General features: G+C 55.0%; 19 protein-coding genes and 2 pseudogenes. 16 read left to right on the top strand and 5 right to left on the bottom strand.

Annotation, left to right across the window (positions count from 1 at the left end):
- Positions 1–452 precede the first annotated feature (452 nt).
- Positions 453–1,238, bottom strand: a complete 786-nt coding sequence (locus tag F8562_RS09780; RefSeq protein ID WP_014229050.1) for an HAD-IIB family hydrolase — start codon at positions 1,236–1,238, stop codon at positions 453–455.
- A 405-nt stretch (positions 1,239–1,643) separates the two neighbouring features.
- On the opposite strand from F8562_RS09780, the gene epsC reads away from it, so the two are divergent.
- The 7 genes from epsC (at position 1,644) to F8562_RS09745 (ending at position 7,936) form a co-directional block, all read left to right on the top strand.
- Positions 1,644–2,573 (top strand): serine O-acetyltransferase EpsC, encoded by a 930-nt coding sequence (gene epsC, locus F8562_RS09775; RefSeq protein WP_042934335.1) that lies wholly within the window; start codon positions 1,644–1,646, stop codon positions 2,571–2,573.
- A gap of 67 nt (positions 2,574–2,640) precedes the next feature.
- On the top strand, positions 2,641–3,546 hold the full coding sequence (locus F8562_RS09770; protein ID WP_014229052.1) for a PLP-dependent cysteine synthase family protein: 906 nt from the start codon (positions 2,641–2,643) through the stop codon (positions 3,544–3,546).
- Positions 3,539–3,967, top strand: a complete 429-nt coding sequence (locus F8562_RS09765; protein ID WP_014229053.1) for a Mov34/MPN/PAD-1 family protein — start codon at positions 3,539–3,541, stop codon at positions 3,965–3,967. The genes F8562_RS09770 and F8562_RS09765 overlap by 8 nt, the downstream gene beginning before the upstream one ends.
- 59 nt (positions 3,968–4,026) lie before the next feature.
- Positions 4,027–4,317 carry a MoaD/ThiS family protein gene (locus tag F8562_RS09760; RefSeq protein WP_014229054.1) on the top strand — a complete coding sequence of 97 codons (291 nt, stop codon included), beginning with the start codon at positions 4,027–4,029 and terminating at the stop codon, positions 4,315–4,317.
- On the top strand, positions 4,314–5,489 hold the full coding sequence (moeB, locus tag F8562_RS09755) for a molybdopterin-synthase adenylyltransferase MoeB (RefSeq protein WP_014838257.1): 1,176 nt from the start codon (positions 4,314–4,316) through the stop codon (positions 5,487–5,489). Before F8562_RS09760 ends, moeB begins: the two co-directional genes overlap by 4 nt.
- Positions 5,490–5,526: 37 nt before the next feature.
- Positions 5,527–6,471, top strand: a complete 945-nt coding sequence (locus F8562_RS09750) for a family 2A encapsulin nanocompartment shell protein (protein ID WP_014229056.1) — start codon at positions 5,527–5,529, stop codon at positions 6,469–6,471.
- Complete coding sequence (locus tag F8562_RS09745; protein WP_014229057.1) at positions 6,458–7,936, top strand: cysteine desulfurase; 1,479 nt, start codon at positions 6,458–6,460, stop codon at positions 7,934–7,936. The genes F8562_RS09750 and F8562_RS09745 overlap by 14 nt, the downstream gene beginning before the upstream one ends.
- A gap of 189 nt (positions 7,937–8,125) precedes the next feature.
- Here F8562_RS09745 and F8562_RS09740 read toward each other — a convergent pair whose 3' ends face one another.
- Genes F8562_RS09740 through F8562_RS09730 form a run of 3 tightly spaced genes read right to left on the bottom strand, consistent with a single transcriptional unit; the run spans position 8,126 to position 10,835 of the window.
- Entirely contained in the window at positions 8,126–8,992 is an 867-nt protein-coding gene (locus F8562_RS09740) for an ABC transporter permease (protein ID WP_014229058.1), read from the bottom strand.
- A complete protein-coding gene (locus F8562_RS09735) occupies positions 8,964–9,806 on the bottom strand; it encodes an ABC transporter ATP-binding protein (RefSeq protein ID WP_014838260.1) in 843 nt (280 codons plus the stop codon). The genes F8562_RS09740 and F8562_RS09735 overlap by 29 nt, the downstream gene beginning before the upstream one ends.
- Before the next feature lie 21 nt (positions 9,807–9,827).
- The gene (locus F8562_RS09730) at positions 9,828–10,835 is read right to left on the bottom strand and encodes an ABC transporter substrate-binding protein (protein ID WP_014229060.1); all 1,008 of its coding nucleotides are present in this window, start codon (positions 10,833–10,835) and stop codon (positions 9,828–9,830) included.
- A gap of 242 nt (positions 10,836–11,077) precedes the next feature.
- Between F8562_RS09730 and F8562_RS09725 the strand changes: the two genes are divergently transcribed.
- The 6 genes and pseudogenes from F8562_RS09725 (at position 11,078) to F8562_RS09700 (ending at position 16,661) form a co-directional block, all read left to right on the top strand.
- Complete coding sequence (locus tag F8562_RS09725) at positions 11,078–12,100, top strand: malate/lactate/ureidoglycolate dehydrogenase (protein WP_014838262.1); 1,023 nt, start codon at positions 11,078–11,080, stop codon at positions 12,098–12,100.
- Positions 12,101–12,352: 252 nt separating this feature from the next.
- Positions 12,353–13,366 carry a D-cysteine desulfhydrase gene (locus F8562_RS09720; protein ID WP_014838263.1) on the top strand — a complete coding sequence of 338 codons (1,014 nt, stop codon included), beginning with the start codon at positions 12,353–12,355 and terminating at the stop codon, positions 13,364–13,366.
- Entirely contained in the window at positions 13,363–14,082 is a 720-nt protein-coding gene (locus F8562_RS09715) for an aspartate/glutamate racemase family protein (RefSeq protein ID WP_014229063.1), read from the top strand. The genes F8562_RS09720 and F8562_RS09715 overlap by 4 nt, the downstream gene beginning before the upstream one ends.
- A 28-nt stretch (positions 14,083–14,110) precedes the next feature.
- Positions 14,111–15,118: a glycine betaine ABC transporter substrate-binding protein gene (locus F8562_RS09710; protein ID WP_014229064.1), complete on the top strand. Its 1,008-nt coding sequence runs from the start codon at positions 14,111–14,113 to the stop codon at positions 15,116–15,118.
- Positions 15,115–15,885 (top strand): annotated as a pseudogene (locus tag F8562_RS09705) (ABC transporter permease). The gene F8562_RS09710 and the pseudogene F8562_RS09705 overlap by 4 nt, the downstream one beginning before the upstream one ends.
- Positions 15,885–16,661, top strand: a complete 777-nt coding sequence (locus tag F8562_RS09700; protein WP_089046358.1) for an ABC transporter ATP-binding protein — start codon at positions 15,885–15,887, stop codon at positions 16,659–16,661. The pseudogene F8562_RS09705 and the gene F8562_RS09700 overlap by 1 nt, the downstream one beginning before the upstream one ends.
- A gap of 278 nt (positions 16,662–16,939) precedes the next feature.
- Here the strand turns inward: F8562_RS09700 and F8562_RS09695 are convergent, their stop codons facing one another.
- Positions 16,940–17,503, bottom strand: a complete 564-nt coding sequence (locus F8562_RS09695; protein WP_014229067.1) for a DJ-1/PfpI family protein — start codon at positions 17,501–17,503, stop codon at positions 16,940–16,942.
- A 66-nt stretch (positions 17,504–17,569) separates the two neighbouring features.
- Here F8562_RS09695 and F8562_RS09690 point away from each other — a divergent pair.
- The 3 genes and pseudogenes from F8562_RS09690 to tssC all read left to right on the top strand — a co-directional run.
- Positions 17,570–17,725 (top strand): annotated as a pseudogene (locus F8562_RS09690) (NmrA/HSCARG family protein); the annotation flags it as partial.
- Positions 17,726–18,336: 611 nt separating this feature from the next.
- Complete coding sequence (gene tssB / locus F8562_RS09685) at positions 18,337–18,828, top strand: type VI secretion system contractile sheath small subunit (RefSeq protein ID WP_014229069.1); 492 nt, start codon at positions 18,337–18,339, stop codon at positions 18,826–18,828.
- Between the two features lie 40 nt (positions 18,829–18,868).
- Positions 18,869–20,388: type VI secretion system contractile sheath large subunit (gene tssC, locus F8562_RS09680; RefSeq protein ID WP_151891904.1), on the top strand; the 1,520-nt coding region annotated here is incomplete at its 3' end.

The following is a 20,388-nucleotide window of genomic DNA, read 5'->3' as shown; positions in this document are numbered from 1 at the left end:
TCTTTGCGCCGTGTGCGAAAACAAATATATACGAATAACGTTATATAGAAAAAAGCTAAGCCATTCTTTTTTGATACAAACCCGCCGTCGTTACCTGCCGTTTTATTGCATCATTTACGTGAAATTTTGCCATTAATGCACCATTTTTGATCGATTTGGCATGAAATGGAAACGTCCAGACGCTGTTTCTATGAACAAAAGTGTTTCGTTGGAAACGTCGCTGGATCACCAAACGGAAAACTTTTTTGCATACGGTAAAAATGACGGTATTGGTTTTTATCAGTAAGAAAAAACTAATATAAGACATGGTGTTATGGGATGTGTACATAACGAAGCACTGATGGGAACCGGCTGCCTGCGAACGTCAGGCAACCGCTGCAACATTTTCTGAAAGCCAGAGAGAAAAACCAGGGCGCCGGGGAATCGTTAAGCTGGTGGATAAGTTGCTGCTTTCAGAGGGATTTTTGGCCGAATACCGCCTGCGCCATCTCCACGAACCCCGCGCCGCCGGGGCCGAGCGTTACCCAGCGGGGGGCAACGGGGAGGTGATCCAGATACTGCCGGACGGTGCTGACGCCTACCGTGTGTTTGAAAAAAGCGAACATCGGCGCGTCGTTGGTTGAATCGCCGCTGTAGAGAATAGCTTCCCGCTCCCGATCGATATCGACGCCGTAGTGCTGAGCCAGAGTACGGCGCGTCATGGTCAGCTTGTCGTAGCCACCCAGCCAGCCCAGCACCCACAGATTGTTGACGGTAGCGTCGGCACCCGCCTGCCGCAGCGTGTTGACGATGCGGCGCTCCAGTACCGGGTCGGCAGGCCGCGCGAAGGCCAGGCTGGTCAGGCGGAAGGGCTGATCGTCCGCCAGACGGGCTTCCGGTAGCGCTGCCAGGACCCGGTCGGCGATGGTCCGCAGCCGGGCGGCGACGGATGCCGTGGCGTCGTCCGCGTGCCAGTAATGATGCTCGATGCCATGCCCGTCCGCGGTGCGGCGGAAAAAAAGCCCGCCGTTTTCGCCAATGACGCCGTCAACAGGCCACATCCGCGCCATCTGATCGCACCAGCCCGCCGGCGCGGCGGTGACCGGGATCACCCGTATCCCGGCGGACTGCAATTGTTCAAGCGAGGTATAGGCGGCGGCCGACAAACGGCCCTGCCAGGTGAGCGTTTCATCCATATCGGTGAGGACAAAACGTACTGGCTCGAATTCATTAGCGGGAGCATCGGATAAAGCGCGCATAGGGAACCTTAAACATCATGATTTAATAACGGAAATGTTACGTTAATTCCTCATAATCAATAGCTAAAAATCAGTTATGCTTTGCAATAAATTCGCTATAACTTTTCCCTCATTGTCCAACTGAACGGTGGCGTTAATGACTCCATTTTTCACCCCGCCACATTTTCGTACCATCGCGAACGAGTCGCTCTGGCGAGGGAGGGACGAATCGATCGTATTCGCCGGGTGTGGTTGATTGTCGAATGTGTTGATTTAAAAGTATTTACTCTTTTTAGCTATTCAAAGTCTATATGGTTATTTGTTTTTAATGTGGGTAATGCATAAAAGTGAGGTGACGCAAAAAATATTTATCGATGCGATTTTAAGAAGGATATTATTATGCCGGAAGCGGGTGAATTGTATCTCATGCCGAAAAGAGAAAATAACTGGCATTTAAATAATGTCGTCGATGAACTCCGTCGCGTTCGTCAGGCGTGGCGCGATGAACATGCGAAAAATAATTATCGTAATAAACGTAGTTTACCTTCCCGGGAAAGCGTTAATTCAGTCACCGATACCTTGATAAAAGTGCTTTATCCGATGCGATTAGGTGATATTGAATTACGCAAAGAGGGCGAAGATTATTACGTCGGTCATTTGCTAGGCACCTCGCTTGACCGATTGACTGGAGAAGCGGTCCTGGAACTTTATTATCAGTCAGATGAGCAGGATGCGAGTCACACGCTGTCGCAGGAGGCGGTCAGGCGGGTTCAGCAGTTTGCCAACCGTTTGCCGGTCATCCGCCAGCGTCTCGATCGCGATATCCTCGCGGCGTATCAGGGAGATCCTTCCGCGCGCAGCATGGATGAGGTTCTGCTCTGCTATCCGGGAATTCACGCCGTGATGCACTATCGTCTTGCCCACGAGCTGCATCAGCTCGGTCTGCCTCTGCTGGCGCGAATGATATCTGAAAAAGCGCACAGCCAGACCGGAATAGATATTCATCCCGACGCGCAGATTGATGACGGATTCTTTATCGATCACGGAACCGGCGTAGTGATTGGTGAAACGGCCATCGTCGGTAAACGCGTGCGTATTTATCAGGCGGTTACCCTTGGGGCCAAACGATTTATTGCCGGCGATGACGGGCAGTTGCAAAAAAACTATCCTCGCCATCCAATCATTGAAGATGATGTCGTTATTTACGCCGGCGCAACAATATTAGGGCGAATTACTATCGGCGCGCGTTCCAGCATTGGCGGAAATATATGGCTGACCCGTGATGTTCCGCCGGATAGTCATGTGCAGCAGGCCCGGGTACAGCAAAAACATTTCAGCGACGGTGACGGAATTTAATTCCGCCGATAATAAAATGAAATGACCAGCGCATCGGAATAAATAAAATAACAGCGTGATAATCATTATGAATTTACTTGAAACGATCGGCGCTACTCCGTTAATCACGTTACCCTCTTTTGCCGCCGAGCTACCTGGCGTAACGCTGCTGGCAAAAGCAGAGTTTATGAACCCCAGTGGCTCGGTGAAAGACCGCGCGGCGAAAGCGATGGTGCTGGACGGGATTGCTCGAGGGTTATTAACGCCGGGTAAAACGATTATTGATGCGACCAGCGGTAATACCGGCATTGCCTACGCGATGATTGGCGCGGCGCTGGGATATCACGTCCGGCTATATCTGCCGCAGAATACCAGCCCGGAGCGCAAACGTATTATTCGTCATTATGGCGCCACGATTGTGGAGACCGATCCGCTGGAAGGTTCTGACGGCGCCTATATTGAAGTTCAGGCACAAGTTGCTGCGCATCCGGAACGTTATTTTTATCCGGACCAATATAACAACCCCGTCAATCCGAATACGCATTTCGCAACGACCGGAAAAGAGATTTGGGAGCAGAGCGGGCAACAGATCACCCATTTTGTTGCCGGTATGGGCACCTCCGGCAGCTTCGTCGGCACCGCGCGGCGGCTTAAATATGAAAATCCGCGCGTGAAAACGCTCGCCGTACAGCCCGCTTCGCCATTCCACGGCATTGAAGGGACCAAGCATATGGGGAGCAGCATTAAACCTGGCATTCTCGACGAAACCCTGTTCGACGACGTTATTCCCGTCACCACCGAGGAGGCTTATGCGAGCACGCGGCGCCTCGCCCGGCGGGACGGCATTTTTGTCGGCATTTCCTCTGGCGCTAATGTCGCCGCCGCCGCGCGGCTGGCCCGCACGCTGCCGGCGGGATCGGTGGTGGTCACGCTGCTGTGTGATGTCGGCTCGCGTTATCTGACTGACGCTTTCTGGAATGAAACCCATGATTGAATTAACTCAAGAAATCACCAGGCTGATTGGCGCTGAAGGGGAAAAGGCCTATCCCAACGAATGCTGCGGTGCGCTCTTTGGCCACTTTTACGCGCAGGGCGATGCCCGCGTGACGGCGATTTTCCCCATTGTTAATGCTCGCGAGTCGGAGGAGCAGTACCACCGTTTTGTCATCACCGCCGATGACTCCCTGCGGGCGGAACGCGCTGCGCTGGCTCAGGATGTGGACGTGATCGGCTATTACCATTCGCACCCCGATCACCCGGCCATTCCATCTGAATTTGATCGCGAACATGCGCTGCCGTTTTACGCCTATATCATCGTGGCGGTCGCGCAGCGCGAGGCGGGGGCACTGACCAGCTGGCGGCTGACCCAGGACCGCCAGCGCTTTTTGCAGGAGGACGTGCAGATCGTTTTATAACGTGAATAACGGGCACAACGTTGCCGGAAACCAGAACAAAACGCGGAGAGATTACCACTATGGCATCGACATTACTGATTCCCACTGCGCTACGCGCCTTCACCGACGGTCAGGGGAAAGTGATCCTCGAAGGCCACACCGTTGGGCAGCTGGTCGCAGCGCTGGCGGAGCGATTTCCTGACATTCAGCCGCATCTGTATGACGATACGGGCGCGCTGCGCAGTTTCATCAATCTTTACGTGGGAGAGAACAACATTAAAACCACCGGCGGGCTGGAGACTCCGGTTAGCGATGGGGCGGAAGTGCTGCTGGTTCCCGCCATTGCCGGCGGCGTCGGGAAGGCGATATGAGCAGACCGAGCATTATCCCGGGTGACCGTCTGACGGAGCTGACGCATGCGGAAATTGCCCGCTACAGCCGCCACCTGCTGCTGCCGGAAGTCGGGCTTGAGGGGCAAAAGCGGCTGAAGGCTGCCCGCGTATTGCTTATCGGCACCGGCGGGTTGGGGGCGCCGGTGGCGCTTTATCTGGCTGCGGCGGGGGTCGGTAAGCTGGGGATTGTCGATTTTGATTTTGTCGACGTCTCCAACCTGCAAAGGCAGATCATTCACAACACCAAAGATATCAACCGACCCAAAGTGGCTTCGGCGAAAGACAAGATTAAAGCCATCAACCCCGAGATACAGGTGGTGACCTATAACACCACCCTGAGCAGCAAAAACGCGCTCGAAATTATTGGGGAATATGACCTCGTCGTCGACGGTACGGATAATTATCCCACCCGTTATCTGATCAACGACGCCTGCGTTTTGCTGGGTAAACCGCTGGTCTATGGCTCCATTTTCCAGTTCGAAGGGCAGGCCAGCGTCTTTTATGCCGGGGAAGGCCCGTGCTACCGGTGTCTTTATCCCGAGCCCCCGCCGCCGGGGCTGGTACCTTCCTGTGCCGAAGGCGGCGTTGTCGGCGTGCTGCCGGGGATTATCGGCACCATTCAGGCGGCGGAAGCGATCAAACTAATCGTCGGCGGCAGCGAGAGCCTGATTGGCCGCCTGTTGCTCTTCGATGTGTGGCAGATGAAGCAACGCGAGCTGCGGCTGGAGAGGGCTCCCGACTGCCCGGTATGCGGTGAGCATCCCTCGATTCATGCGCTCATCGACTACGAGGAGTTTTGCGGGCTGAAACCTGATGAAGCAGAAGTTCCGGTTGAAAGCGTCACGGCGCTTGAGCTTCACGCCTGGATAGAGGAGGGAAGACCCCTGCAGCTGATCGACATTCGTGAACCCCACGAAAGGGCGATTGCAAAATTTCCGCAGGCAAAGGTGATACCGCTGGGCCAGATAGTCAGACGTATCGGTGAATTCGACCCGACGGTCGATGCGGTATTTCTGTGCAAGATAGGGCAGCGCAGTATTTTCGCCATTCGGGCACTCCAGCGCGCAGGTTATCAGGGGCGCGTGATGAATTTAAAAGATGGCCTAAACGCCTGGGCACGGGATGTCGATACCCGTTTGCCGCAGTACTAACCTTCAGCTCCACTCTTTCAAACACTAAGGAATCATTATGGCAGAACAAAAAGGCATTAATGCACTGGGGCGTGAAGCCGCGTATCAGTTAGCGAACGTGACCAAAACGGCACCGCAATTTGCGGCAATCACCCCGCGCTGGGTCAGCCGTTTTCTCGATTATAAGGGCCTGGAATCGGGAATTTACCGGGTGAACAAGGTCGTGGAGGGGGAGACGCCGCTGGATGTATTATGCAGCCAGGATCCGTCGCGCGTTGAAATACCCCAGGGCTATATCGAGTATCAGACCACGCCGCGTGAATACCAGTTGGATTCGATTACGACCATTATAAACGTCGATACCAAAATCGCCGATCTCTACAGCTCGCCCTACGACCAGGCCTCAGAGCAAATCGCGCTGGCGATTGAAAGCCTGCGCGAGCGCCAGGAAAGTCAGCTGATCAATAACGATGAATATGGATTGCTGAAAAATATCGACGACTCGCAGCGTATTCAGACCCGCAATGGCCGTCCGACGCCGGATGACCTGGATGAGCTGTTGTCCAAAGTCTGGAAGGAGCCCTCCTTCTTTCTGGCCCATCCGCGCGCGATTGCCGCATTTCAGCGTGAGGCTACGCGACGCGGCGTGCCGCCGGTCACCGTGAATTTGCATGGGGGCACGTTTATCCTGTGGCGCGGTATTCCGCTGATCCCTTCCGACAAGCTGTTTGTCGATGGTCTGAAAAACCCGAAAGGCCAGGGCGGAAAAACCAATATCCTGTTGATTCGTTCCGGTGAAAGCAAACGCGGCGTGCTGGGTCTTTATCAGGAAGGGCTGCCAAACGAACAGTCTCGCGGTTTGTCGGTGCGCTTCCGGGGGATCGACGATAACGGCGTGGCTTCCTATTTACTCTCACTTTATTGCTCCGCTGCGATCCTGGCCGATGACGCCATTGCCGTGCTGGAGGATGTTGAAGTGGGTGAATATTATGACTACGAGTAATTTATTCACGCTTCCCTATGCGCCCGGCGGATGGGCGGGCGACGCGCCCTCCGCGCGTGATTATGGTCTGCCCGATGCGCGCGATCTGCAGGGGCTACCTGACGACGCGCCCGCACGCCCGCGTGCGACCGAAGCCGCTTACGCGCCGCGGGTGCTGCCATTGGGCCAGGAGAGCAGGGCGGATATTGCGCCTCGCGGATTCGCGCCGTTACCCCCTTCCAGCGTAAAAACGGCGCCGCCGGCGCGGGTTGGACAGATCCCGGTAGAACGTATCCGCGCTGATTTCCCGATCCTTAGCGAACAGGTGGACGGACATCCGCTGGTGTGGCTGGATAATGCCGCGACGACCCAGCGCCCGAAGCAGGTTATCGATCGTATCAGCCACTATTATTTACATGAGAATTCGAACGTTCATCGGGCGGCGCATACGCTTGCCGCTCGTTCCACCGATGCTTATGAAGCCGCGCGTGAGAAAGTGTCGCGTTTTATCGGCGCCCGCGGCCCGGAAAATATCATCTTCGTGCGCGGAACCACGGAAGGGCTCAATCTGATAGCGCACAGCTACGTGAAGCCGCTATTACGACCGGGGGATGAAATTATCCTGACGTTGCTTGAGCATCACGCCAATATTGTACCGTGGCAGCTTATTGCCCAGGAAACGGGCGCGACGATCCGCGTTGCGCCGGTTGATGAGCACGGTCAGCTGATCGTTGAGGAATATATCCGGTTGTTCAACGATAAGACCCGCTTTGTCTCCGCGACCCACGTTTCTAACGCGCTGGGTACCGTCACGCCGGTTCAGGAGCTGGTGCAGATCGCCCATCGTTTTGGGGTGCGCATTGCCATCGACGGCGCGCAGTCTATTTCGCATATCCCGACCAACGTGACGGCGCTGGATGCCGATTTCTTCGTCTTCTCCGGCCATAAAATTTTTGGGCCGACCGGGATCGGCGTGGTCTATGGCAAGCAGGAGGTGCTGGAAGAGGCGCGTCCTTATCAGGGCGGCGGGAACATGATTGCCGACGTGACCTTTGAACTGACTCGCTATCAGCCCTCGCCGAATAAGTTTGAGGCGGGGACGGGCAATATTGCTGATGCCGTCGGGCTGGGGGCGGCTATCGATTATGTCACCTCGCTGGGGATAGAAAACATTGCGCAGTACGAGCACGCCTTACTGGAGTATGGCATCGAGAAGCTGTCGGCTATTCCGGGCCTGACGCTGGTCGGTACCGCGGCGAACAAAACCAGCGTCTTATCTTTCGTGCTGGCGGGTCATGAAAATGCAGCCGTGGGGCGCTATCTCAGTCAGGTCGGCATTGCCGTGCGATCCGGACATCACTGCGCGCAACCGATCCTGCGCCATTTTGGTTATGAGAGTACCGTCCGGCCTTCGCTGGCTTTTTATAATACGCCGCAGGAAATTGATTTTCTCGCAGAGCATGTCGCAAGGTTTGCTTCGCGGTAGCGGTGTCAAGCACGCCAGGGATGGACCATGACGACAATCCCACAAGCCCGCTTTCCCCGCGGGCTTTTATCATATCGTGGTAAGGATAAGGCGTGTTGCCGCGACTTCGGCAACACGGCGAGCCAGCCTGAAAGGCGCCAGCGGACGTTTTAATGGGGGGGCGCAGTAGCTGCCTGAATGAATGTGGGGTTAACGCTGCATCCCCCAGCGCTTAATTGTGATCTTTTCCAGACTGGCGAATACGATGCCTTCCACCAGCAGACCAATCGCGATGACCGTTAACAGCCCTGCAAATACCCGATCGGTGAACAGCTCATTGCGATTCTGGAATATATACCAGCCCAGACCCCCTTCGCCGCTGGAGGCGCCGAATACCAGTTCGGCGGCAATCAGCGTTCGCCAGGCGAAAGCCCAGCCTATTTTCAAACCGGAAAGGATGGCGGGCAACGATGCCGGAATAAGAATCGTGATCACATAGCGTGGCCCACGGAGGCCATAGTTGCGCCCGGCCATGCGCAGCGTTTCCGGCACGCTGCTAAATCCGGACCAGGTATTCAGAGCGATGGGCCACATGACGGAATGTATCAGTACAAATATCAGGCTGGCATTTCCCAGGCCAAACCACAGCAGAGCCAGCGGCAGCAGCGCAATTGCCGGCAGTGGATTGAGCATCGCGGTTAATGTGCTGAGCAGATCGCGACCAAACTGCGTGGTCACTGCCAGGGCGCTGGCAATCAGCGCCAGCGCGCTGCCTGCCAGATATCCTTTCAGCAGGGTACTGAGTGAATTGACGATTTTTTCCGGCAGTTCGCCATTGCGCAGGTCTTCACTGAACGCCTGCAGCGTCTGAAATACCCCGGGCAGCATCAGATCGTTTTGCTGTATTCGCGCGGCGATCTCCCATAGCGCCAGCACCAGGGCGACAATCACAGACTTACGCAGCCATGCCTGATTCCACAGGCGCTGGCTTAAGGGTAGCGGCGTTTCCACCGGCAGATTACGTAGCGGCGGTAATTCGCGTTCGAATTCAGGACGAATGTACGGTGGCTGGGACATACGCTGGCTCCTCGCCGGATGAGTGAGACGGACCGTTGCCGGTCGTCGGGAATAACAGATGGTGAATATGACGAGCCGCGTGTTGAAACGCCTCGCTGCCGAAATCATTAAGCGTGAACTGATGACAATTAAGCTCTGCCCGGACGCGTCCTGGATGCGGCGAAAGCACCACAATACGGCTGCCTACGACCAGCGCCTCTTCAATCGAGTGGGTGACGAAAAGCAGCGTAAAGCGCTCTTCTTCCCAGAGCGCCAGCAACTCTTCCTGCATCGTGCGCCGCGTCAGCGCATCCAGGGCGGCGAAGGGTTCGTCCATCAGCAGGATGCGCGGTTTCATCGCCAGCGCACGGGCGATGGCGACGCGCTGCTTCATGCCGCCGGAGAGCGTATGGGGCATCGCGTCAGCAAATTCCGCCAGACCGACTTTGTGAAGGAAATGCAGCGCCGTCTCTTTTGCCTGTGAGCGGCTGGCTTTGCGGCTGGCGAGCAGAGGAAACATGACGTTTTCCAGCACCGTTTTCCACGGCGGCAGCTGGTCGAACTCCTGGAATACCATCATGCGGTCCGGAGCGGGGGCGCTAACTGGCGTCCCTGCAAGCGAAATTTGACCGCTGCGCGGGGCAATAAAACCGCCTGCGGCTTTCAACAGGCTCGATTTTCCGCAGCCTGAGGGGCCAAGCAGAATAAAGCGGTCCCCAGGCCAGACATCAAAACTGACATCGTGCGTCGCGCGTACCCGGCGTTCACGCGTGCGGTATTCAATATCGACATGGCTGACCTGCAGCAGCGGGCCATCAATTTGCTGATTGACCATCATAGCCTCCAGTATCGCGGTTTAGCTGCCGGGGTTTTCCCATGCTTCGTTAAAAAAATAATCTTTCCACGAGCCGGCCTTATTTTTCAGTATCCCAAGCTCATGGAGTTTTTCGGCATATACGCCAGTACGTTCAGGGGAAACCGTAAAGCTTATTTCGGGATCGTTAACAATTTTTTGTACCAGCGGTAAAGGCAGCCGCGATTTCTCAACGCGAATGTAAGTTTCGGCAGCGGCATTTTTGTCACGGTTAATAATACTTGCGGCTTCGCTGAGCGCGCGATAAAACGCTTTATAGGTTCTGGGGTTTTCATCATGGAATTTCTGGGTGGTATAGAGAACATTAAAGGTTGCCTGTCCCCCCAGTACGTCATAGGAGCTGAGCACTTTATGCACGTTTTTATGTTCCAGCGCCTGATACTGGAAGGGCGGGCTTGAGAAGTGGGTGGTAATCTCCGATCCGCCGGCAATTAATGCCGCGCTGGCGTCCGGATGCGGTAAACTGACGCTAATTTTATCGAAGCGTTTGAAGTCCCCGTCACCATATAATTTCGCGGTCTCGATTTGTAATGTCCGAGACTGAAAACCGACGCCTGCTGCCGGTACGGCGATCCGATCTTTTGCGGATAGATCTTTAATGCTTTTTACCGCCGGATTATTACTCAACAAATAATTGGGCATCGACCCCAGCGAGGCAATCGCTTTCACATTTTGCTTACCTTTGGTGCGATCCCATAGGGTGAGTACGGGAGGAACCCCGGCTGACGCAACGTCCAGAGCGCCAGAGAGCAGGGCCTCATTCATCCCGGTCACTCCGGAAATGGTGCGCCACTCTACTTTTATATCCAGCCCCTCTTTCTGACCCTCTTTTTCGATAAGCCGTTGGTCACGTACCACATCAAGAATTAAATAGCCGATGCCAAATTGCTGCGCAATACTAATGTTTCCTTCCGCTAATGCCGGCTGGCTTATCCCGCCCAGGGCGGAAAGCGCCAGCGTACAGGCGAGTATTCTGCTTGTTTTATTCATTTCAGTTTCCCAGAAAGGTGTTTCTCAGCCAAAAATCATGGGCAGAGGCGAGCGGGAAAGGAAGTGATTTAAATGAAAATGAATATCAGAGAAATGAATAACGATATTTGTGGCTTGTTATTTACCAGGCGGAAAAGCTTAGTCATTATTCATGTTTAGGTCATAAATATATTCTCAGTATAGTCGGGTTCATCTTTTAAATAGCCCTTATCAATGTAGGGGCAGTCATTGCGAGCCTCATCATGCCTTTATTTTCGGATCATTATTTACGTTCGCTTTTGCAGCGCCATCTGGTAAGGGTTGGCACCGGACCTGATATCGCTCAAAAGGTCGCGGATAACCTGGTCGAAGCCTCACTAAAAGGCCACGACTCTCATGGCGTGACCCTGTTACCGCGCTATATTCGGGCCATTCTGGCAGGGGATTTGAACCCTGGCGCCACGCTCACCATGTTGTCTGATGCCGGACCGATCGTCTCTTTTGATGGGGGGCACGGCTTCGGCCAGGCGTTAGGCGAACAGGCCATGGCCGTGGGTATTGAGCGTGCGCGCGAGTTTGGGGTGGCAATAATCGGATTGTCTAATACCCACCATCTTGGACGAATCGGCGCATGGGCGGAACAGGCGGCGGACGCCGGACTGGTCTCGCTCCATTTTGCCAACGTGGCCGCGCCGTCGGTCGTACTGCCTTTCGATGGACTCGGTGCCCGACTCGGCACAAATCCTTTTTGTGTCGGGATACCGCTCGCGAACCGGCCCCCGGTTATCCTTGACTTCGCAACCAGCGCCATAGCAGGCAATAAAGCGCGCATCGCATGGAATGAAGGGCGAGCCATCCCTGAAGGATGTGCGGTAGATGCGAACGGACAACCCACCACCGACCCTGCGGTATTAATGACGGAACCGTTCGGTGCCTTGCTGCCTTTTGGCGGGCATAAAGGCGCAGGATTGTCGCTGATTTGTAGTCTACTCGGCGCTGCGCTGACCGGCGGCGAAACCGAAAGCCAGCAAATTCCGCCACGTGCCGGAATCATCAACAATATGCTGTCGATTTTATTTGATCCTGCGCGACTGGGGGCGCAGGAGAGTTACCAGCAGGCGCTATTAGCGCAGGTGGACTGGGTGCGTAGCGGGCAGGAAGGGCGCAATGTGCAGATCCCCGGAGAGCCGGAATTGCGCGCGTATACCCGCCGTCGGCAAGAGGGTATCTGGATCGATGAGGTGAGCTGGCAGGCGTTTGTCGCCCTGGAAGCATTAAATACCTGAGGTTGTCTGCCTGGTTAAATACGTCTTTGGGTTATCTGTTCGAAAGCGTTGGTATTATGTCCGGTTAATTAGTGCTGATGAACAAAATAAATAAAAGCACTATTTTTATCTTTTTTTCTCATAACCATAGCTGAAAAACTTGGTAAGTCATCAGTGAGAAAATAAATATAGTCATACTTAATATTGTATGAACCTTTTATCCTCGCGGCCAAATTTTAATTTGCTGCGTAGTCATTTTTTACAGGAGTTATTATGCATCTGGCGCGTTTCCCCCGGCTTCATTTTGGCCACTTCCCGACCCCTCTGGAGCCTCTCACGCAGCTTTCACGCTTGCTGGAGGGGCCAAATATCTGGATAAAACGAGACGATTGCACAGGCCTCGCCACTGGCGGCAATAAAACCCGCAAACTTGAGTTTTTGCTGGGCGATGCCCAGGCAAAACAGGCGGATATTATCATTACCCAGGGCGCCACGCAGTCTAACCATGTGCGTCAGACCGTCGCGGCGGCAGCCAGACTGGGTTTGGAAACGCATATTTTTCTCGAACAACGCGTCACGACGCTGGGTGATGAGTATCAGCAATCCGGCAATGTGCTGCTGGACGGTTTGCTCGGGGGCAAAATTATCGCTCATCTTCCTGGCGGTACGGATATGCAGCGGGCAATGGAACAACACGCGGAAAGCCTGCGAGCCAGGGGCCACACCCCTTACGTCATCCCCGGTGGAGGCTCGAACGCTATCGGCGCGCTGGGCTATGTCTCCTGCGCGGAAGAACTGCTTTGGCAGTCCAGCCAGCTACGGCTGCGCATCGATCATATCGTTCATGCCACCGGTAGCGCAGGTACACAGGCTGGCCTGATTGCGGGCTTAACTGCCACGCACAGCGGTATTCCTCTCCTCGGGATTAGCGTCCGCGCTCCGCGCGAAAAACAGGAGCACAACGTCTGGCGTCTGGCGCAGCAGACGCGGGAACTGCTCGGTGTACCGGGTGAATTGCCGCGTGAGGCGGTGGTGGCGAACAGTGATTATGTCGGCGAAGGCTATGGCTTGCCCACCGAAGGGATGCTTGAGGCGCTGCAGTTGCTGGCGCAGCACGAGGGGATTCTGCTCGACCCCGTCTATTCCGGAAAAGGCATGGCCGGATTGATTGATCTGATCCGTAAAGGTCATTTCCGCAGGGATGAGAATGTGGTGTTTATCCATACGGGGGGAAGTGCAGGTCTGTTTGGCTACCGTCAGGTCATCGCCGATTCTTTGCCATCATGAGTACACCATTTCTGCTGGGAATTCTTGGCGGCATGGGGCCGCTGGCGACGCTGGATCTGATGCATAAATTGCTGCGGGCAACGCCCGCCAGCAGCGACCAACAGCAAATTCCCCATGTGGTATGGAATGTGCCGCAAATTGCGGATCGCCAGCGGGCGCTGGCGGGAACGGGGCCATCCCCGCTGCCGCAGTTGTTGTACGGTGTGGAACAGCTGAACCGCGTGGGCGTCAGTCATATTGCCATTGCCTGTAATACGGCGCACCACTGGTATGAGGCGCTGGCGCAGCATAGCGACGCACCGTTGCTGCATATTGTGGATGCCACGCTGGCGGTATTCGACGGGAAAGAGAAACCCCGGCGGGTCGGGATTATCGCTACCCAGGGCACGCTGGATGCCGGTTGGTTTCAGCACGGATTCACCGCGATGGGGATCGAAAGCGTACAGCCAACGCAAGAAGAACTGCGGCAGTGGTTTGTGCCGGGATGCTATGCGGTAAAACGCGGCGAACTGCGTACCGGCGGAGAACTGCTGAGTCTACAGGCCCAGGCATTGCGCGATCGTGGCGCAGAGCGGCTGGTGCTGGCCTGTACAGAAGTGCCGGTTGCGCTGGCTGAGGTGACCTCACCGCATCTGGCCGTGTCAATTGATCCCGCAGAAGCGCTCGCCCGGCAGTGTGCCCGGCTATGGCTGGCGCAACGCGAGACATGGCATTAAAAACGTTGTTATTTAAAGGATAAATTAAATGAATAAAAGTCTCTGTGTCTTACTTGCAGCGGGTGGCCTGTGGGTTAATAGCAGCTTTGCCGAAACGCCAGCGGAAGTTCGGGTGGCATATAGCGGCGGTTCTCAGGTGCTGATGCTGGCTAAGGCCGATGGTTCTTTGGATAAGGCACTCAACAGCAAGGTGAAATGGGTGCAATTTGCGTCCGGTGCTGATGCGTTAAATTACTTTGCCAGCAATGCGATTGATATTGCTAATTTTGGATCCAGCCCGGCAACGGCAGGCATTGTCAGAAAACTGCCGGTGGAAATTATCGGCGTCTCTGGCGTGATTGCCAGCTACGAGCGTTTAATTGGTAAAGACGGTATTGCCAGCATTAAAGATATTGAGGGTAAACGCGTAGCCTATCCGCCAAACTCGACGGCGCAATATGCGCTTGAGGCCGCTATCAGCGTTAACCATCTCGACCGCAGTAAAATAACGTTATTGCCGCTGCGTCCGGCGGAAATGGTCGCAGCCTGGAAACGCGGTGATATCGACGCGGGCTATGTCTGGGCGCCGTTTGCTCAGGAACTGGAGACTTCTGGCGGGCATCAGGTGTTCGCAACCAAAGATCTGCAAAAAGATGGCTACCTGATTTATAACAACTACGTTGTGCGTAAAGCTTTTGCTGAGCAGTATCCGCAAACCGTCAGCGCGTTCCTGCGTGTTCATCAGCAAAAAGTCGATGAGTTTAAGAAAGACCCGGAGCGCGCGGCGGCCATTGTTGCGAAAGAGGTGGGCGCGCCGGTGACGACCGCCGTCAATACGTTGGGTGGGCTGGAATATCCCACGCTGAGCCAGCAGGGTACGGCGCAATGGTTGGGGAACGGTACGCAAACCACCGACAGCGGGATTGGGAAAGCGCTGACCAAAACCTCTCACTTCCTTGCTGATATCGGCGAGATTCGCCAACGTGATATCCCGGCCAGCTGGGACAGCGCCATTAACTCCCGTTATATCCGTGACGCAGCGGTAGCCGCGCAATGAGATTGAGTTATCACATTGCCATCAGCGTCGTTTCGGTCACTGTTTTCTTTATCGTCTGGCAGGTGGCGGCCTCGCGGCAATGGGTTGATCCGCTGCTGCTGCCATCGCTAATGGATATAGGCCTGACGACCGAAGAGTTGCTGGCGGATGGTTATCGTCAGGTGCCGCTGTGGGAGCATGTTGCCGTCAGCCTGGCACGTGCGTTAAGCGCTTTTTCTGTGGCAATCATCATCGGTATTCCTCTGGGATTATTGATGGGGCTGTCGGAAGGTCTGGCGGCGGTGCTGAATCCGTTTGTGCAGTTTTTGCGCCCGCTGCCCAAAATTGCCCTTATTCCGCTGGCGGTCGTCTGGCTGGGGATTGGTGAGGCCTCGAAGTTCTTTCTCATCTTTATTGCCACTTTCCTTAGCGTGGTAGTGGGGGCATCTGCTGCGGTAGAGCGTATTGGTCGTTCGCGCATTCGTGTGGCGCAAACGCTTGGTGCTTCACGCAAACAGATCTTTCTGCGCGTGGTGTTACCGGATACGTTACCGGAACTGTTCACCACCGTCAGGCTGTCGATTGGCATTGGCTGGACGTCGCTTATCGCGGCGGAGATGGTTGCTGCCAGTTAGGGGCTGGGTTGGATGGTCATTAACGCCAGTTCCTATTTACGCACCGATATCGTCATGCTTGGCATTTTGCTACTGGGTGGCATTGGCTATGCGCTGGATTTACTGCTGCTGGGGCTGCAGCGCCTGTTTGTACCCTGGGCGGGGAAAGAATAATGAGTGCTATCACGCTGGAAAACGTATCGCTCGCCTTTACGGCGAAGCCACAGCCGTTCACGGTGCTGGAAGATATCAGCCTGTCGCTCCACAAAGGGGAATTTGTGGTGTTACTGGGGCCATCCGGCTGCGGTAAGTCCACTATTCTTAACCTGGTCGCCGGGTTTAACAAACCGGATCGGGGGCGCGTGGTGGCGGGGGGGAAACCGGTCCGCCAGCCGGGGCCGGATCGCGGAATGATCTTCCAGCAGCCTAACCTCTTTCCGTGGCTATCGGTACTGGATAACGTCACCTTTGGTCCTCGGCTGGGTAAGCATCGCAAAGATGAAATTAACGCCCGTGCGATGGAATGGCTTGGACTCGTTGGCCTGCAAGGCTTTGAGCACCATTCGCCCTGGCAGCTTTCAGGCGGTATGAAACAGCGGGTAGCGCTGGCGCGCGCCTGGCTACCCGGCCCGGATGTGCTGTTACTGGATGAACCCTTCGGCGCGCTCGATGCGCAAACCCGTCTGATGATGCAGGAACTGCTGCGTGAGGCCTGGCTCAATACCGGCACCACTCTGCTTTTTGTCACTCACGACGTGGAAGAGGCGCTATTCCTCGCCGATCGCATTCTGATTATGTCAGCAAACCCAGGAAAAATTGTTGAGGAGATCGCCCTGCCTTTTGGCCGGGAACGTGATATCGAGAATCTGTCTGAACACCCGGATTACAGTGGGATCAAACATCATGTACTGCACCGGGTGCGTAAGGAGGCTAAACGCCATTTAGGTTGAAAACGGCTGCAGCAAGCAAAGGGGTTATTTCCGAACTTATCATATCGTGGTTCCCGGTTGTTCTGGTCATATCGAATGACCAGACGGGCAGCGATCGCGTCTGGCCCTGCTTCGGCGAAAGTCTGCACCGTCTCCCCCAAAAGCTGAGCTTACAGCATTGCCGATAATCTTTTTTAACTGCCATTAAAACCGATGCTGGCGCAATTTTTAGCGCCAGCATCGCCTTCAGACGGTAATCCCCGATGATCCGTTCCGGCCTTTTATATTTGTCAGGTTTGCTACTGCAACAATTCGGCAAATTTCGCCAGCCATTGCGGATGAGCGGGCCAGGCGGGGGCGGTCACCAGATTGCCATCCACATGCGCCTGATCGATACCGATGTCGGCAAAATGTCCGCCGCTGAGCCGCACTTCCGGCGCGCAGGCCGGATAGGCGCTGCAGGTGCGGCCTTTTAATACCCCCGCAGCTGCCAACAGCTGAGGGCCGTGGCAAACGGCAGCAATCGGTTTACGCGCTGCGTCAAATGCCTGCACCAGTTTAATCACTTGCGCATTCAGGCGCAGATATTCTGGCGCCCGGCCGCCGGGGATTAACAGCGCGTCGTAATCCTGTTCTTTCACCGTTGTAAAATCGGCGTTGAGAACAAAGCGGTGCCCGGGTTTCTCACTGTAGGTCTGGGCGCCGTCAAAATCATGGATCGCGGTCATAATGAAGTCGCCTTTTGTTTTATCTGGACAGACCGCATCAACCTGATGACCGATCATTTGTAATGCCTGAAACGGCACCATAGTTTCGTAATCTTCGGCGTAATCGCCCACCAGCATCAGAATCTTTTTGCCCATCTTATTCACTCCTGTATGAAGAAAGGTGTCTAAGATATAGCCTGGCGGGAGAGGGAATGCGAACCTGTGGATGAGGGACGGCTGGCGGGGCATGCCGATCTGGCGGCGATGCGGCAAATGAATCCGCAGCTGCAATCCATTGAGTCCTGGCTGGCGGGAACAGGACGCGTCGCTTTCGAACGGGCGCTGGCAATCTCTGCCGGCCGGGCCTTTAAGCGGTAAACCCGCTTTACCCGGCGCCAGGCAGGAATTAATGAGCGAGAGGTATTATTGTAAGCTCTGTTTTAATATATCTGCTGAATGAAATGCCGCTATTTCTTTTACGCTCAGCGCGACTCTATACGTTGTCCGGTTTAACCATCGATACCGGATATTTGGCAAGTATTATTTGTAAGTTTTATATTAATCCTGTCAGCCATTAATTATAGCCATATTAAAATCCACTACTGGACTTTTTTAGGGCCGGTAAAGGATAAAAAATAATTTATTTCTTACGCCCCTGTTCGCGCGCGTTTCAGTATCCGGAACGACCAGTATTTGCGTTACATATTGATTTGCATCAATCAACGCTGCCTGTTCAGATATGAATTTAATTCACATTCCTCTGTCAGGTATACATCCTGCCTTTATTGTAAGAAAAGAGTTGTTATTACATACCAGCTTTGTTTGTCTCATGCGTTTCATTTTTACATTTTCCTTAAGATGCCTGAGGAAAGTCTCATAATGGACTTTGCAACCGGCAGGTTGATATTTTTTGGCGCTTTGCTCTACTATATCCGGGTCTTCACACACCGTTATCTTTAACACATTATTCCTCACGGGAAGGGACTGCTATGGCTGATACGTTCCAGAATGAGGTGCCCAAGGCACGCATTAATTTAAAGCTGGCTCTGCACACAGGAGGCGCGCAGAAGAAAGTCGAGCTGCCGCTGAAACTCCTCACCATCGGTGATTTCAGTAATGGCAAAGAAGACCGGCCATTATCGGAAAGAGCAAAAATCAACGTCAATAAAAATAACTTCAACAGCGTACTTTCGGAATTCAGCCCGGAAATCAGCCTCACGGTACAGAACACGCTGGCCGGCGATAGCGCCGAAGAAAATATTCAGCTCCGCTTCGCCGATATGAAAGATTTCGAACCGGAGCAGGTGGCCCGCCAGATCCCCCAGCTCCGCGCCATGCTGGCGATGCGGAATTTATTACGCGACCTCAAATCCAACCTCCTTGATAACGCCACTTTCAGAAAAGAGCTTGAGAAAATCCTGAAAGACCCGGCACTGACGCAGGAATTACGCGACGAAATGAGCGCGCTGGCCCCGAAATAAACGGCGTGCGTTATTTAATGGATTAACCGGGAATATGCTGATGTCTGTAAATACTGAAACCGCCCCCGCGCAGGGGCAGACCGCTGTACTGGAAAAAGAGAGCGTTTACGCCTCCCTGTTTGACAAAATCAACCTGACCCCGGCTTCCCGCCTGGGCGATATTAACGACTTTCTGGATGATGCCGCGCTGTCCGACGCCCCGGCGGGCGAACGACTGACGGCGGCGATGCAGGTGTTTATGGACTGCATCCGTCAGTCCGGAAAGACCGTGGAGAAGCTCGACAAGACCCTGATTGACCACCATATCGCTGAACTGGACTATCAAATCAGCCGCCAGCTGGACGCGGTGATGCACCATCCTGAGTTCCAGAAGGTGGAATCCCTGTGGCGCGGCCTGAAGCAGCTGGTGGACAGCACCGACTACCGCCAGAACGTCAAAACCGAAATTCTGGATGTCTCCAAAGACGATCTGCGCCAGGACTTCGAAGACGCGCCGGAGCTGATTCAGAGCGGTCTCTACTGGCACACCTACACCGCCGAGTACGACACCCCGGGCGGCGAGCCGATTGGCTCGGTGATCTCCGCGTATGAGTTCGACGCCAGCCCGCAGGACGTGGCGCTGATGCGCAACATCTCCGGCGTCTCCGCCGCGGCCCATATGCCGTTTATCGGTGCCGTCGGCCCGGCCTTCTTTCTGAAAGAGTCCATGGAAGAGGTTGCCGCCATCAAGGATATCGGCAACTACTTCGACCGCGCCGAGTACATCAAATGGAAATCCTTTCGCGACACCGACGACGCGCGCTATATCGGCCTGGTGATGCCGCGCGTGCTGGGCCGCCTGCCGTATGGTCCGGACACCGTGCCGGTGCGCAGCTTCAACTACGTCGAGCAGGTGAAAGGCCCGGACCATGAGAAATACCTGTGGACCAGCGCCTCGTTCTCTTTCGCGTCCAACATGGTGAAAAGCTTTATTAATAACGGCTGGTGCGTGCAGATCCGTGGCCCGCAGGCGGGCGGAGCGGTGAAAGATCTGCCGATCCACCTCTACGATCTGGGCACAGGCAACCAGGTGAAGATCCCGTCGGAGGTGATGATCCCGGAAACCCGCGAGTTTGAGTTCGCCAGCCTCGGCTTTATCCCGCTGTCGTACTACAAAAACCGCGACTATGCCTGCTTCTTCTCGGCCAACTCCGCCCAGAAGCCGGCGCTGTACGACACCGCCGACGCCACCGCCAACAGCCGCATCAATGCGCGCCTGCCGTATATCTTCCTGCTGTCGCGCATTGCGCACTACCTGAAGCTCGTTCAGCGTGAAAACATCGGCACCACCAAGGATCGCCGCCTGCTGGAGCTGGAGCTCAACACCTGGGTGCGCGGTCTGGTGACGGAGATGACCGACCCGGGCGACGAGCTGCAGGCCTCACACCCGCTGCGCGACGCGAAGGTGGTGGTGGAAGATATCGAGGACAATCCGGGCTTCTTCCGGGTGAAGCTGTACGCGGTGCCGCACTTCCAGGTGGAAGGGATGGACGTGAACCTGTCTCTGGTTTCTCAGATGCC

The organism is Klebsiella sp. RCJ4 (assembly GCF_009025755.1).
Classification (GTDB): Bacteria; Pseudomonadota; Gammaproteobacteria; order Enterobacterales; family Enterobacteriaceae; genus Klebsiella; species Klebsiella michiganensis.
The sequence above is the reverse complement of the archived record's forward strand: the minus strand, read 5'-3'. Positions and strand labels throughout refer to the sequence as shown.

Bases quoted from the DNA above. Each gene is read 5' to 3' on its own strand.
- F8562_RS09710 (WP_014229064.1), top strand. From the start codon at position 14,111: ATGAATAAAAGTCTCTGTGTCTTACTTGCAGCGGGTGGCCTGTGGGTT.
- F8562_RS09760 (WP_014229054.1), top strand. From the start codon at position 4,027: ATGGCATCGACATTACTGATTCCCACTGCGCTACGCGCCTTCACCGAC.
- epsC (WP_042934335.1), top strand. From the start codon at position 1,644: ATGCCGAAAAGAGAAAATAACTGGCATTTAAATAATGTCGTCGATGAA.
- F8562_RS09735 (WP_014838260.1), bottom strand. From the start codon at position 9,806: ATGGTCAATCAGCAAATTGATGGCCCGCTGCTGCAGGTCAGCCATGTC.
- F8562_RS09720 (WP_014838263.1), top strand. From the start codon at position 12,353: ATGCATCTGGCGCGTTTCCCCCGGCTTCATTTTGGCCACTTCCCGACC.
- moeB (WP_014838257.1), top strand. From the start codon at position 4,314: ATGAGCAGACCGAGCATTATCCCGGGTGACCGTCTGACGGAGCTGACG.
- F8562_RS09770 (WP_014229052.1), top strand. From the start codon at position 2,641: ATGAATTTACTTGAAACGATCGGCGCTACTCCGTTAATCACGTTACCC.
- F8562_RS09765 (WP_014229053.1), top strand. From the start codon at position 3,539: ATGATTGAATTAACTCAAGAAATCACCAGGCTGATTGGCGCTGAAGGG.
- F8562_RS09725 (WP_014838262.1), top strand. From the start codon at position 11,078: ATGCCTTTATTTTCGGATCATTATTTACGTTCGCTTTTGCAGCGCCAT.
- tssB (WP_014229069.1), top strand. From the start codon at position 18,337: ATGGCTGATACGTTCCAGAATGAGGTGCCCAAGGCACGCATTAATTTA.
- F8562_RS09745 (WP_014229057.1), top strand. From the start codon at position 6,458: ATGACTACGAGTAATTTATTCACGCTTCCCTATGCGCCCGGCGGATGG.
- F8562_RS09730 (WP_014229060.1), bottom strand. From the start codon at position 10,835: ATGAATAAAACAAGCAGAATACTCGCCTGTACGCTGGCGCTTTCCGCC.
- F8562_RS09750 (WP_014229056.1), top strand. From the start codon at position 5,527: ATGGCAGAACAAAAAGGCATTAATGCACTGGGGCGTGAAGCCGCGTAT.
- F8562_RS09700 (WP_089046358.1), top strand. From the start codon at position 15,885: ATGAGTGCTATCACGCTGGAAAACGTATCGCTCGCCTTTACGGCGAAG.
- F8562_RS09695 (WP_014229067.1), bottom strand. From the start codon at position 17,503: ATGGGCAAAAAGATTCTGATGCTGGTGGGCGATTACGCCGAAGATTAC.
- F8562_RS09740 (WP_014229058.1), bottom strand. From the start codon at position 8,992: ATGTCCCAGCCACCGTACATTCGTCCTGAATTCGAACGCGAATTACCG.
- F8562_RS09715 (WP_014229063.1), top strand. From the start codon at position 13,363: ATGAGTACACCATTTCTGCTGGGAATTCTTGGCGGCATGGGGCCGCTG.
- F8562_RS09780 (WP_014229050.1), bottom strand. From the start codon at position 1,238: ATGCGCGCTTTATCCGATGCTCCCGCTAATGAATTCGAGCCAGTACGT.